Origin of the sequence: Streptomyces sp. NPDC005962 (assembly GCF_040629205.1) — a bacterium.
GTDB lineage: Bacteria > Actinomycetota > Actinomycetes > Streptomycetales > Streptomycetaceae > Streptomyces.
In genome coordinates this window covers 46,106-59,232 of record NZ_JBEXVE010000049.1, presented here as the reverse complement: position 1 = coordinate 59,232, position 13,127 = coordinate 46,106, and the positions used below count along the sequence as shown (strand labels likewise).

Annotated in this window: 10 protein-coding genes, 1 tRNA gene and 4 pseudogenes; 9 read left to right on the top strand and 6 right to left on the bottom strand. The window is 68.7% G+C overall.

What is annotated here, in order from left to right; genetic code table 11:
* Positions 1–151: 151 nt before the first annotated feature.
* Positions 152–352, top strand: coding sequence for a hypothetical protein (locus tag ABZ370_RS42985; protein WP_358633694.1), 201 nt, complete (start codon positions 152–154; stop codon positions 350–352).
* A 90-nt stretch (positions 353–442) separates the two neighbouring features.
* On the opposite strand, the pseudogene ABZ370_RS42980 reads toward ABZ370_RS42985, so the two are convergent.
* A pseudogene (locus ABZ370_RS42980) lies at positions 443–632 on the bottom strand (hypothetical protein); the annotation flags it as partial.
* A 358-nt stretch (positions 633–990) separates the two neighbouring features.
* The gene (locus ABZ370_RS42975) at positions 991–1,872 is read right to left on the bottom strand and encodes a hypothetical protein (RefSeq protein ID WP_358633692.1); all 882 of its coding nucleotides are present in this window, start codon (positions 1,870–1,872) and stop codon (positions 991–993) included.
* A gap of 236 nt (positions 1,873–2,108) precedes the next feature.
* Here ABZ370_RS42975 and ABZ370_RS42970 point away from each other — a divergent pair, with 236 nt between their 5' ends.
* Complete coding sequence (locus ABZ370_RS42970; RefSeq protein WP_358633689.1) at positions 2,109–3,437, top strand: family 43 glycosylhydrolase; 1,329 nt, start codon at positions 2,109–2,111, stop codon at positions 3,435–3,437.
* Between the two features lie 142 nt (positions 3,438–3,579).
* Here the strand turns inward: ABZ370_RS42970 and ABZ370_RS42965 are convergent, their stop codons facing one another.
* Positions 3,580–3,744 carry a hypothetical protein gene (locus ABZ370_RS42965; protein WP_358633686.1) on the bottom strand — a complete coding sequence of 55 codons (165 nt, stop codon included), beginning with the start codon at positions 3,742–3,744 and terminating at the stop codon, positions 3,580–3,582.
* A gap of 584 nt (positions 3,745–4,328) precedes the next feature.
* Between ABZ370_RS42965 and ABZ370_RS42960 the strand changes: the two genes are divergently transcribed.
* The 3 genes and pseudogenes from ABZ370_RS42960 to ABZ370_RS42950 form a co-directional block, all read left to right on the top strand.
* The gene (locus ABZ370_RS42960; protein ID WP_358633683.1) at positions 4,329–4,763 is read left to right on the top strand and encodes a DoxX family protein; all 435 of its coding nucleotides are present in this window, start codon (positions 4,329–4,331) and stop codon (positions 4,761–4,763) included.
* An 89-nt stretch (positions 4,764–4,852) separates the two neighbouring features.
* A complete protein-coding gene (locus ABZ370_RS42955; RefSeq protein ID WP_358633680.1) occupies positions 4,853–5,212 on the top strand; it encodes a DUF6069 family protein in 360 nt (119 codons plus the stop codon).
* 154 nt (positions 5,213–5,366) lie between these two features.
* Positions 5,367–5,477, top strand: a pseudogene (locus tag ABZ370_RS42950) (dioxygenase); the annotation flags it as partial.
* A gap of 138 nt (positions 5,478–5,615) precedes the next feature.
* On the opposite strand, the pseudogene ABZ370_RS42945 reads toward ABZ370_RS42950, so the two are convergent.
* The 3 genes and pseudogenes from ABZ370_RS42945 to ABZ370_RS42935 form a co-directional block, all read right to left on the bottom strand.
* Positions 5,616–5,720: pseudogene (locus ABZ370_RS42945) on the bottom strand (hypothetical protein); the annotation flags it as partial.
* A gap of 83 nt (positions 5,721–5,803) precedes the next feature.
* Positions 5,804–5,857: pseudogene (locus tag ABZ370_RS42940) on the bottom strand (hypothetical protein); the annotation flags it as partial.
* A 206-nt stretch (positions 5,858–6,063) separates the two neighbouring features.
* A tRNA-Leu gene (locus ABZ370_RS42935) sits at positions 6,064–6,148 on the bottom strand.
* 424 nt (positions 6,149–6,572) lie between these two features.
* On the opposite strand from ABZ370_RS42935, the gene ABZ370_RS42930 reads away from it, so the two are divergent.
* The 4 genes from ABZ370_RS42930 (at position 6,573) to ABZ370_RS42915 (ending at position 13,121) form a co-directional block, all read left to right on the top strand.
* A complete protein-coding gene (locus ABZ370_RS42930; protein ID WP_358633677.1) occupies positions 6,573–8,255 on the top strand; it encodes a thiamine pyrophosphate-binding protein in 1,683 nt (560 codons plus the stop codon).
* Between the two features lie 16 nt (positions 8,256–8,271).
* Positions 8,272–9,498: a formyl-CoA transferase gene (gene frc / locus ABZ370_RS42925; protein WP_358633674.1), complete on the top strand. Its 1,227-nt coding sequence runs from the start codon at positions 8,272–8,274 to the stop codon at positions 9,496–9,498.
* A 2-nt stretch (positions 9,499–9,500) separates the two neighbouring features.
* On the top strand, positions 9,501–11,651 hold the full coding sequence (locus ABZ370_RS42920) for an acetate--CoA ligase family protein (RefSeq protein WP_358633671.1): 2,151 nt from the start codon (positions 9,501–9,503) through the stop codon (positions 11,649–11,651).
* Between the two features lie 78 nt (positions 11,652–11,729).
* Positions 11,730–13,121, top strand: coding sequence for an OFA family MFS transporter (locus ABZ370_RS42915; RefSeq protein WP_358633669.1), 1,392 nt, complete (start codon positions 11,730–11,732; stop codon positions 13,119–13,121).
* The last annotated feature ends 6 nt before the right edge of the window (positions 13,122–13,127 follow it).

Below are 13,127 nucleotides of genomic sequence, written 5' to 3'. Positions count from 1 at the left end.
GTCAAGGCGGCGGACCATCGGGACACGTTTCTCCTCGCTGGGTGGTTCGTGTTCGTCGCTCGCCCTCGGTCGGCATCAGCCGTTCAGGAGAGCACAGGCTGCGCGCAGCAGAACGCGGGGGCGGGCGAGGTCTCGTCGAGGGTGCCGTCGCATGCGCGCCGGATGCCTGACCGACCCCCTCGGCCCTCTGATCGCCGCAGCACGCACCGCAGGGTTCTGCTACCTGCAGCACATCGTGATCGTCCACGGCCGCTCCAATGGCGACCGTATCGAGCCCACACCGATCATGGGCGCCCCGCCAGGCTTGATCCACTCCGACCTGCTCGTCCTGTCCGCCATCGCCAGCGCGTAGGCAAGGAGTACGTCATGTCTGACCGGGAATCGGTGTGGAACACCACGCCCACCTCCGCCCCCGCCCAGCGAGCCGGCCGCTATGTGTCCGGCGGTTCCAGCGGAGCTCCTTGCCGTGGTATTCCTCCGAGACCCCGTCAGCGGTGAAGTCCGCCATCACGGCCTTCACCGCACGGTCCCGGTCCGTGAGGACCCGCTCGCTGACCGATCCCCTGCAGGCTGCCCTGCACCTCCCCCGAGGCCCCCACGTCGTAAGAGTTACGGTCCTGGCTCTGCGCCACCAGGAATCCCCTTCCTCCCCTGATCGCCTGCGGCGGATGCGGTGACCATGCCCGACGGGTCCGCCCGGGTTAGCCGCCAGAACGGTTCAGCACGGCAGAAATCTCGCCAGCGCGGAGCACTGAACGCCGTCGTGCTCCGCGGGCATACGCACGCGCAGTGACATCTCGCGTACGTCGAACATCCTCTCGTGCGACGCGTTTCGCACGCAACGCGGTTCCCTGCGTTCGACGCACATCTCCCCTCCCGTCCTGCGGCACTCCACAGCACTCGCACACCAGCACGTACATGGGGCAACGTAGCGCGAAGGTCTGACACGAGACGATCGCGACAACCGGCATGCCGAGCGGGGTTCGCACGTCAGCGATCCCGACCGGTCAGCGGTCGACCGCGGAGGGCGGTGAGGACGAGGCGGCCGTAGCGGGTGGTGAGGAGTGCGGCGGTGGCGGCAAGGGCACCGGTGGTGGCGGCGAGGAGGTGCCAGGGGTTCTGGTCGCCAAGGACTTGGAGTGCGCCCAGGGCGGTGCCGAGGGGCAGGCCGAGGATGGTGAGGATGCCGAGAGCGCCGCTGATCTGCTGGTTTTCCTGGGTCTGGATGAGCCGGTTGTGGTCGGCGGCTTCGGCGAGGATTTCGGTGAAGCGGTCGGAGAGGCGGTATTGGTGCTGGTAGGTGATGAGGAGGTCGTTGGCGGTGCCGTGGGTGGTGAGGTGCTGGCGCCAGTAGGTGCTGCGGAAGTGGGCGATGCGGCGTTCGAGGCCGGCGAGGCGGTTGGCTTCGCCGGGGCCGGTGAAGACCTGGGCGAGGTCTTCGGTGAGGTGGTCGATGTGGGTGCGCTGGATCATGCCGAACAGGAGGGCGTCGAGGTAGATGCTGCGCATGTGGAGTTCAGCGTAGCCGTAGAACGGGTCGTCGGGCCCGTGGTCGCGGCGGTGGCCGATGAAGGCCGCGCCCTGGCGGAGGACGAGGGCGCTCCAGTCGGCTGAGATGCGCAGGGCATTGCCGGTCACGTGCGGGACGGTGGCGGGGTCGGGTGGGTAGTCGTCGGTGTTGGTGCGGGAGGCCAGTGCCCAGAGCCACTGCTGGGTCGCGAGCCAGCGGCGGTGGTCCCGGCCGCGGTTGAGGCGAGGGGGAGTCTGTCGGCCGGGGGTGAACAGGGCGACGGTGTAGGGAAGCGTGTCGGGCTCGACGGTGGCGTGGCCTTCGAGGTGCGTGTTCGGCCTGGCATGAGCGTGGTCCTGCAAAAGGGCGGTGAGTATGGGACCGGTGACCAGCGAGGGGGTGGTTCCGGGGCGGCGGGCGAGGGACCGGAGGGCGCCGAGGAGTTCCGGGGGCTTCAGGCTGGCGCACTCCCGGCAACGGGGCGATTTCCGGTGGCCCGGGCGGGCGTTTCGGCCATCTGTTCACCGTTGGAACGGATCTCTAACGTGTCCCAGGCAGGGCACCGGCGTCCTGCACGGACGAGGAGGAGGACCCACTGATGGCCAGCTCCGAGCACGGATTACACCTCGACCGGCGGTTCTTGCTGACCGGTGTCGCAGGGTCCTTGGGCGCGGCGGCGCTGCCCGGGGCCGCCGCCGCGCAGGCGGCGCCCCCGCAGAGAGGGCGGTATCCGTCGAACTGGCCGGCCCCCGAGCCGTACGGCCTCGCGGACACCCGGTTGGACCTGTGGCCGCGGGAGGACAACTCCTTCGTCCTCCCGCTGGAGCTGCGCCCCCGCGACAAGGAGCAGGGCCGGGTCTGGATGCGGGACACCTACGTCAACTGCTTCACCGTCGGCGGCCGTCCGCTCTACGTCGCCACCGGCACCACCCGCGCACCGGGGCTCACCGCCGCCGGGCCGTGGAACGACGGGATCTTCGTGTGGGTGTCCCGGTCGCTGCGGGGGCCCTGGCGACTGGTCGACACGACCGGCGTCCGGCCCGGCGCCGAGCGGGGCAAGGTGTGGTCGCCGGAGTTCGCCGGCGAGAACCGGCCCGGCCGCACGGTCGTCGCTCCGTGGCAGGAGTACTGGCACGACGACCGGTTCGGCAAGCGCGGTCAGGCCTGGGCGCCGGAGGTGCACTACTTCCGCGGCCGGTGGTACATCGTCGCGTGCATGGGCGACCACTCGCGGAAGGTCGGCTCGTTCCTACTGGTGAGCGAGGGCGGCGTCGAGGGCCCGTACCGGCTCGTCGAGGGCAACCGCGACAAGCCCTTCGGCGACCTGGCCCCCGGCGGGCCGGACTTCATCGAGCCCGGCGCCTACCACCACATCGACGGCAGCCTCTACACCGAGGGCGACGACGCGTGGCTGGTGCTGCACAACAACCTGTACGCCAAGTTCCGGGACGACATGGAGGACATCGTCCCGACGACGAACCTCCCCACATTCCAGCAGACGCCCTACTCCCCCGAGCCGTACCTGGAAGGCGCGTACGTGTTCCAGCACGGGGGCAAGTACTACCTCCTCCACGCCGCGTGGAACCGCACCTCGGTCAACGCCGACGGCACCACCCGCCACGCCTACGACCCACCCGGGACCGGCCGCGTGCAGTACCAGTACGACGCGATCGTCGCCGTCTCGGACCGCTTCGAGGGCCCGTACTCCCCGCGCTGGACCGCAGGCGTAGGCGCCGGGCACAACAACTTCTTCGCCGACCACCACGGTGACCTCTGGGCAACCTTCTTCCGCAACCCGGCCTTCGGCTACTGGTCCGCCCCGTCGCGCGTCGCCGACGCCGCCGTGCCCGGCGTCGTCCGTCTGGAATGGACCGGCCCGGCGGGCAACCGCCTGTACGTCCAGCGCCGGAACCGGGTCATACGGTGACGTCCCACACGACGGCATTCGTCGGACTGTCGGCCGCGACGGCCTTATGGGGCTTCACGTTCCTGGGCCCGGCCACCGTCGCCCCGGTGAACATCCCGGCGAAGCGGCGGCTCGTCAGAGAGAAGCCTCAAACGTCTCGATCTCACAGCGTGCCGCGCCGCTTTTGCCGATTCCTGGCGTCACTGGTGATCAATGGCAGGCCCAGGCCGTCAGCAAGGGCGACATATTGCGCTTCGTAGGTGGAGAGGTTGCTCGACAAGTCTGCGTAACGTCCCCGCATGCCGATGCGGCCGAGGAGGATCTGCATGGCGAAGGATCGGATCAAGGCAGTTGGTAAATGGAAGACGTGAGTCTCTCCGGAACTGTCGGTGGATAGTCCGCGGCGTCAGGCCCTGTCGCTCCCCGGGCAGTCGCCATCGACAACGCTGGCATCGAAGATGCGGCGGCCGATCTCACGCAGTTGCCTCTGCTGGGCCTTGGTGAGTGGGTCGAAGACCAGACGGCGCACCTCCGCCACGTGGCCGGGCGCCGTTGTGACGACCTTGTCCCATCTCTCGGTGGTGAGTACGGCCAGGGTGTAGCGGCCGTCGCCGGGGGCGGGGGTGCGGTAGATCCAGCCCTCTTTCTGATGCCCGCGTCTTGCTGGAGTTGGGCGTCGAGGGCGGTTGGCAGCCGCACGATGGCCCCGAACAACGCCATCCAGGTCGCCTGCTCCTCGTCGCTCAGCCACCGAGGCCCATCTGTGCTCACGTTCTCCACCATAACTTGAATCATCAAGCGGCCAGAAAACCCCTAGTGACGTGAGTCATCAAGTCGCAACACTTGATTTTTCAAGTGACTGCCTTCTATTTTCGACTTGAATGTTCAATTCATTGACCAGAAGAGCCCCTGATGAACATCACCTTGCGGATCATGGCGGGCGTCCTTGCGGCGGCCTTTCTCGCAGCCGGTGCGATGAAGCTCAGCCAGTTCAAGGAGAAGCTGGTCGGCTCAGGTATGACCTGGGTCGAGCACGTTCCGCGAGGAGCGGTCCGAGCCATCGGCACCGTAGAAGTCCTTGGAGCCCTCGGACTGATCCTGCCCGCGGCCCTCGGCTTCGCACCGGCCCTCGTCGCCTGGGCCACCGCCGGCCTCGCGCTCACCATGCTCGGGGCGGCCCTGCTCCATGCCCGCCGCAAGGAGATGCAGGCGATCCCCGTCAACCTGGTGCTGCTCGGCCCGGCCGCCGTCGGCCGCCGTCGTGGCCTGGCGCCGCTTCGGCTCCTACGCGTTCTGACCGGCGGCCCACCCCCTCCCAGCCCTGCCGCCCCCTGTCTGCGACCCTGATTGGACGATTCGTGCCGACCCTTTCCTCATCTCCCGCCGCGACTCGACCCGCCCCCCTGACGGTAGTCATCCTGTTGGCAGGCGCGATTGTGGCCTCCTCCATTGTCAACGCCGTCATCGCGGCCACCGCCCTCGCAGCCGGAGCCTCCGACAACTTCCAACCCCTGCAGCCGGGCGCCTACATCTCCTTCACCATCCTCGGTGTACTCGTCGGCGCCGCGGGCTGGGCCCTCATTCGCCGCCGCGCCGGCGCTCGCAGACTCCTCAAGACCCTCGTCCCCGTCGTGGTTGTCATCTCGTTCGTCCCCGACCTGGCCATGCTCGTCAGCGACTTCAAGCCGCACGCCGACGCCACCGGAGTCATCGCCCTGCTGCTCATGCACATCGCGGTGGCCGCGATCAGCGTCTTCGCCTACCAGCGCGCCCTTCCCGTCAGCGACCGCGACTGACCCCCGGACGGCCGTGGACTGTCGAACGCCCTTGCGCCGCACCACGGTGAAGCGCAAGGGCGTCACCTCTCTTGCCTCGGACGAGGTTCCGACCGCCAGGCAGCGCGTGACCCGAACACGGGCCGGCCTCGCCCAGCACCCAGACACGCCCCGACTGGACCACGGCGCGTTCATCCCACTGATGGCGATGTACCCCGCCGCCGACGTACCTGTCGTGCAACTGTCCATGCCGAGCCTCGCCCCTGAAGCACTCCTCACCCTCGGCGCCGCTACCGACTCCCGCACCGCAACCAGCCCATCGACCGCATGGGCATGCGATTGGCCCACTGCGACAACGAGGATGTGCCTGGCGGCAGATGTCGGCGAGGCCCACCGTGCAGGGATGGCACATCGTGACGGTGGCATCGGCGCTCGGCAGCAGCTGCGCCATCGGCTTGCCGAAGAGGTTCGAGCGACCCACGACGACGGCACGTGCACCGCGGATTTGCGCACCGGCCTCCGCAAGCATTTCCATGACGCCGGCCGGCGTGCACGGACGCAGGTTTTCTGCTTGCTCGCGACGTAGACCGCCGAGGCAGGGTCGCCACCGACGAGCACCGTGGCCAGGCCGGGCGGGCGTCCGAGGGCGGACGTGAACTCGGCCACCCGAGAGGCAACGTGCTTGCACAGCCGCAGCGCAATCGCCGATGTCGCCGCTGCGCTGGACGACGAAGTCACTGCGGCATCCGGCGAAGGAGCCGACACAGCAGGGACGCCGGGTGAGCGCCCTGACGGTGGGATGGCTGCTGCTGGAAAGCTGGCCGAGATGCAGACTCGACCAGCACTCTCATGAAGCCCGTGGGCTCAATATGTGTCCGAGGGGGGACTTGAACCCCCACGCCCGATAAAGGGCACTAGCACCTCAAGCTAGCGCGTCTGCCATTCCGCCACCCGGACAGGGTGTGCCCCGCGGTTCCCCGCGGCGACATGGATAACGATACCAAGGTTTTGGGGTGCGTTTCACCGGCGTATGCGTGCCGCCCGACCCCGCGCCGACCTGCGGTGATGCGGGGGTGGGGTGGGGTGCGGATACGTGGTGTCACGGAGCGTGACGCGTCGCGGTGCGGTGAGGCGGCGCGGGCGGATCATGCGGCGGCCCCGGTGACACAGGAGTACGCCGGGCGATGTCTCGCGGCGCCAATGCGGCGCGCTCCACGGAGAGTTAACGGGCGAGACGCCCGCGAGGGGACTTGATCGAACGATTGGTGTACGACCCCTGGACATCGATCGGCCGATGCGGGATAACGGGTTTCATACAGGATAACGTCGACTGTATGCAATCTACGCGGGACCCGACCCCTACGAAGGGACGCGATTCGCCATGCCCGAGGACAGCCAGGACCTCATCTCCGGGGGGCACTTGGTCGCCAAGGCGCTCAAAGCGGAGGGGGTTGACGTCATCTACACCCTCTGTGGCGGCCACATCATCGACATCTACGACGGGTGCGTCGACGAGGGCATCGATGTCATCGACGTCCGCCACGAGCAGGTGGCCGCCCATGCCGCCGATGGTCATGCCCGGATCACCGGGAAGCCCGGATGTGCGGTGGTCACCGCCGGGCCGGGGACCACCGATGCGGTGACCGGGGTGGCCAATGCCTTCCGGGCCGAGTCGCCCATGCTGCTGATCGGTGGTCAGGGGGCGCATACGCAGCACAAGATGGGGTCCCTCCAGGACCTGCCGCACGTCGACATGATGGCGCCGATCACGAAGTTCGCGGCCACCGTGCCGGATACCGCGCGGGCCGCGGACATGGTCTCGATGGCGTTCCGGGAGTGCTTCCACGGGGCGCCGGGGCCGTCGTTCCTGGAGATTCCGCGCGATGTGCTGGACGCCAAGGTGCCCGTCGAGAAGGCGCGGGTGCCGAAGGCGGGGGCGTATCGGGCGTCGACCCGTAGCGCGGGTGATCCGGAGGCGGTCGAGAAGCTGGCCGATCTGCTGGTGCACGCGGAGAAGCCGGCGATCCTGCTGGGGAGCCAGGTGTGGACGTGCCGGGCGACCGATGCCGCGGCCGAGCTGGTGCGGACGCTCAACGTGCCCGCGTACATGAACGGGGCCGGGCGCGGCACGCTGCCGCCCGGGGACCCGCATCACTTCCAGCTGTCCCGGCGGTACGCGTTCTCCAACGCCGACCTCATCGTGATCGTCGGCACGCCCTTCGACTTCCGGATGGGGTACGGAAAGCGGCTGTCGCCCGATGCGACCGTGGTGCAGATCGACCTGGATTACCGGACGGTCGGCAAGAATCGGGATATTGATCTCGGGATAGTGGGTGACAGTCATCAGATTCTGTCAGCTGTCACCCAGGCGGCGTCCGGCCGTCTCAACGGTGGGGCGGGCACGCGCAAGGAGTGGCTGGACGAGCTGCGCGCCGCCGAGCAGAAGGCGATCGAGAAGCGGCTGCCGCAGCTGCGGTCCGACGCCTCCCCCATTCATCCGTACCGCCTGGTCAGCGAGATCAACGACTTTCTGACCGAGGATTCCATTTACATCGGCGACGGCGGCGACATTGTCACGTTCTCCGGGCAGGTCGTGCAGCCCCGTACGCCCGGCCACTGGATGGACCCGGGGCCGCTGGGGACGCTCGGTGTCGGGGTGCCGTTCGTGATGGCCGCCAAGCAGGCCCGCCCCGACAAGGAGGTGGTGGCGCTCTTCGGTGACGGCGCGTTCTCGCTGACCGGCTGGGACTTCGAGACGCTGGTCCGCTTCAATCTGCCGTTCGTCGGCATCGTCGGCAACAACTCGTCGATGAACCAGATCCGTTACGGCCAGAAGGCCAAGTACGGCGACACGCGCGAGCGGATCGGCAACACCCTCGGCGACGTTCCGTATGACCAGTTCGCGCGGATGCTGGGCGGCTACGGCGAGGAGGTACGGGACCCGGCCGACATCGCGCCCGCGCTGCGGCGCGCCCGCGAGTCCGGCAAGCCGTCGCTCATCAACGTCTGGGTGGACCCGGACGCGTACGCCCCCGGAACGATGAACCAGACCATGTACAAGTAGAGGGGCCCCGCCGACCATGACCAAGGCTCTGGAGGGCGTCCGCGTCCTCGACATGACGCACGTACAGTCCGGTCCGTCCGCCACCCAGCTGCTGGCCTGGCTCGGCGCGGACGTCGTCAAGCTGGAGTCCCCGACCGGTGACATCACGCGCAAGCAGCTACGCGACCTCCCGGACGTCGACTCGCTCTACTTCACGATGCTCAACTGCAACAAGCGGAGCATCACCCTCAACACCAAGTCCGAGCGCGGCAAGGAGATCCTCACCGAGCTGATCCGCCGCAGCGACGTCATGGTGGAGAACTTCGGGCCGGGCGCGGTGGACCGGATGGGCTTCACCTGGGAGCGCATCCAGGAGATCAACCCGCGCATCGTGTACGCGTCGATCAAGGGGTTCGGCGAGGGGCCGTACACCAAGTTCAAGGCGTACGAAGTGGTCGCGCAGGCCATGGGCGGGTCGATGTCCACGACCGGCTTCGAGGACGGGCCGCCGCTGGCGACCGGCGCCCAGATCGGCGACTCGGGCACCGGGGTGCACTGTGTGGCGGGCATCCTGGCCGCGCTCTACCAGCGCACCCGCACCGGGCGCGGCCAGCGGGTGAACGTGGCCATGCAGCACGCGGTGCTCAATCTGTGCCGGGTCAAGCTGCGCGACCAGCAGCGGCTGACGCACGGCCCGCTCGCCGAGTACCCGAACGACAGCTTCGGCGACGAGGTGCCGCGCAGCGGCAACGCGAGCGGCGGCGGGCAGCCCGGCTGGGCGCTCAAGTGCGCGCCCGGCGGCCCCAACGACTACGTGTACGTGATCGTGCAGCCGGTCGGCTGGGAGCCGATCACCGCGCTCATCGGACGCCCCGAACTGGCCGAGGACCCGGAGTGGGCGACGCCGGAGGTGCGGCTGCCCAAGCTGGGGAAGATGTTCCAGCTGATCGAGGAGTGGTCCAGCACGCTGCCCAAGTGGGAGGTCCTGGAGCAGCTGAACGCCCACAACATCCCGTGCGGGCCGATCCTGTCCACGAAGGAGATCGTCGAGGACGCCTCGCTGGCGGCCAACGAGATGGTCGTCCGCGTCGACCATCCCGAGCGCGGGGCGTTCACCACGGTCGGCTCCCCGCTCAAGCTCTCCGACTCCCCCGTGGAGGTCGACCGCTCCCCGCTGCTGGGCGAGCACAACGCGGAGATCTACGGCGAGCTGGGGCTCGGCGACGACGACGTGCGGCTGCTCAAGACGAACGGGGTGATCTGACGATGGGCACGCAGGACAGGACGTACGACACGGACGCCGTACGCGCGGTGCTGGACGCCGTACGCGCCGAGGGGCGCTCCACGCTGACCGCGCCCGAGGGCAAGCGGATCACCGACGCGTACGGCATACCGACCCCCGCCGAGGGGCTGGCCGAGTGCGCGGACGACGCGGTGGCGCTCGCGGACCGGATCGGCTTCCCGGTGGTGCTGAAGATCGTCTCGCCGGATATCTCACACAAGACGGACGCCGGTGGCGTACGGGTCGGGCTGGGCTCGGCGGCCGAGGTGCGCGGCGCGTACACCGCGATCGTCACCAACGCCCGCGCCTACGATCCGACAGCGCGCATCCAGGGCGTGCAGGTGCAGCAGATGGTCCCGGGCGGCGGGCAGGAGGTGATCGTCGGCGCGGTCACCGATCCGACGTTCGGGAAGATCGTCGCCTTCGGACTCGGCGGGGTGCTGGTGGAGGTGCTGAAGGACATCACCTTCCGGCTGGCCCCGGCGAGCCGGGACGACGCGCTGTCGATGCTGGACGGCATCCGGGCCGCCGAGGTGCTGCGCGGGGTGCGGGGCGCGGAGCCGGTGGACCGGGACGCGCTCGCCGATCTGATCGTCAGGGTGTCGGACCTGGTCACGGACTTTCCCGAAGTGACCGAGGCCGATCTCAACCCGGTCTTCGCGACCGGAAGCGGAGTGCTCGCCGCCGATGTCCGGCTGCTGATCGGCGACGACGCCCCACCGGCCCGCCGCCGCTACTCCCGCGAGGAGATCCTGAGCGCGATGGGGCGGCTGATGCGGCCGCGTTCGGTGACGGTGATCGGCGCCTCCAACGAGCCGGGCAAGATCGGCAATTCGGTGATGCGCAACCTCATCGACGGCGGCTTCCCCGGCGAGATCCACCCGGTCAATCCGAAGGCCGACGACATCCTGGGCCGCAAGGCGTACCGGTCGGTGACGGATGTGCCGGGCGAGGTGGATGTGGCGGTCTTCGCGATCCCCGCGAAGTTCGTACCGGCCGCGCTGGAGGAGGTCGGCCGCAAGGGCATCCCGAACGCCGTGCTGATCCCGTCCGGCTTCGCCGAGACCGGTGAGCACGCGCTGCAGGACCGGATCGTGGCCATCGCCGAGGAGCACGGCGTCCGGGTGCTGGGGCCGAACATCTACGGCTACTACTCCACCTGGCAGGATCTGTGCGCCACGTTCTGCACCCCGTACGACGTCAAGGGGCCGGTGGCGCTCACCTCGCAGTCCGGTGGCATCGGGATGGCGATCCTCGGCTTCGCGCGGACGACGAAGACCGGCGTCTCGGCGATCGTCGGGCTCGGCAACAAGTCGGATGTGGACGAGGACGATCTGCTCACCTGGTTCGGCGAGGACCCCAACACCCAGTGCATCGCCATGCACCTGGAGGACCTCAAGGACGGCCGCGCCTTCGTGGAGGCGGCGCGCGCGACCGTGCCGCGTAAACCGGTCGTGGTGCTCAAGGCGGGCCGTACGGCGGCGGGCGCGCGGGCCGCCGGGTCGCACACCGGCGCGCTGGCCGGGGACGACGCGGTGTACGACGACATCCTGCGGCAGGCCGGGGTGATCAGGGCGCCGGGGCTGAACGAGATGCTGGAGTACGCGCGGGCGCTGCCGGTGCTGCCCACGCCGCAGGGTGACAACGTCGTCGTCATCACCGGCGCCGGGGGCTCGGGGGTGCTGCTGTCGGACGCCATCGTGGACAACGGGCTGTCGCTGATGGAGATCCCGCCGGATCTGGACGCCGCCTTCCGCCGCTTCATCCCGCCGTTCGGCGCGGCCGGGAACCCGGTCGACATCACGGGCGGCGAGCCGCCGTCCACGTACGAGGCGACCATCCGGCTGGGCCTGGAGGACCCGCGCATCCACGCGCTCGTCCTCGGCTACTGGCACACCATCGTCACCCCGCCCATGGTCTTCGCCGAACTGACCGCGCGGATCGTGGCCGAATTCCGGGCGCGCGGCATCGCGAAGCCCGTGGTGGCCTCGCTCGCGGGTGACACCGAAGTCGAGGAGGCGAGCCAGTACCTCTTCGAGCGCGGCGTCGTCGCCTATCCCTACACCACGGAAAAGCCGGTGGCCGTGCTGGGCGCGAAATACCGCTGGGCCCGGTCGGCGCGGCTGCTCACGTAAACCGCACCCGTTCTCCGCAGCACGAAGAGTTGGGACAGGGGGCGCCGGCCGGATCACTTCGAAGCCAAGGGGACGCACATGAGCACAGCGGAACGACCGGAAGGGATAGTCGCTTTCCGGGAGGTACAGGACGGCAAGGGGCGCGTGTACCGCGTCGGCGAGACGGACCGTGACATCCTCGGCTTCAACCGGAAGCTGATGGTGTATCTGCCGTGGATCGCGATGATGGCGATCAGCGTGTCCGAGTACGCGTACGGCTCCGCGGAGGACACGCTCTCGGAGGCCCACGGCTGGACCCAGAGCAACACCTTCTGGATTCTCAGCGTCTGGGTCTTCTTCCAGGCCGGAATCGCCTTCCCGGCGGGCTGGCTGCGGGAAAAGGGCATTCTGACCGCCCGCCGGGCGATGCTGATCGGGGCGGGGCTCTGCCTGATCGGATTCCTCGCGTTATCGCACCTGGACGACGTCTTCGCCGCGATCTGCGGCTTCGGCGTGGTCGGCGGGCTCGGCTCCGGGCTCGTCTACGCCACCTGCATCAACATGGTGGGCAAGTGGTTCCCGGAGCGGCGCGGGGCGAAGACGGGATTCGTGAACGGCGGCTTCGCCTATGGCTCGCTGCCCTTCATCTTCATCTTCAACTACTGGTTCGACACCGGCAATTACCACGGTGTGCTCGACTTCATCGGCATCTACGTGCTGGCCGTCGTCGCGATCTGCGGCTGGTTCTTCAAGGACCCGCCCAAGAACTGGTGGCCCCTGCACATCGACCCGCTCACCTTCGGCGGCAACGCGAAAGGCGCGAAGAGCCTGGCGAAGAATCCGCCCGCGGTGCGTCAGTACACCCCCAAGGAGGCCATCCGGTCGGGCATGCTGCCCCTGATGTGGCTTTCGCTCGTGCTGACCGCCGGGGTGTCCATCTTCGGTATCTCCTTCCAGGTCGACTACGCGAAGGAGGTGGGTTTCGGCCCGCTGGTCGCGGCCTCCTCGATGGGCATCATGTCCGTCATCAACGGGGTGGGCCGCGGATTGGTGGGGTGGCTCTCGGACTTCTGGGGGCGCAAGACGACCCTGGTGTTCGTCATCGTGGTGCTGGGGCTGGCCCAGTTCGGGGTGATCTGGGCGGGAAATATCCGCAGCGAGTGGCTGTTCCTGGTCTTCGCCTTCCTCTCCGGGTTCGGCGGCGGCGCCTTCTACCCGATGTTCGCGGCCCTCACCCCCGACTATTTCGGCGAGAACTACAACGCCACCAACTACGGCCTGGTGTACAGCGGAAAGCTGATCAGCGGGCTGTTCGGCGGCGGGCTCGGCTCGATGGTGGTCGACGACTGGGGCTACGACGGGGCGTACGCGCTCGCCGGGGGCATCTCCATGCTGGCCGCCGCGGTCGCCCTGCTGCTGCGGCAGCCGGGCCGGCCGCGGGTCCGGGACATCACCCCGAACCCGCGGCCGATCAGCCGCGAGGCCGTATGAGCCACG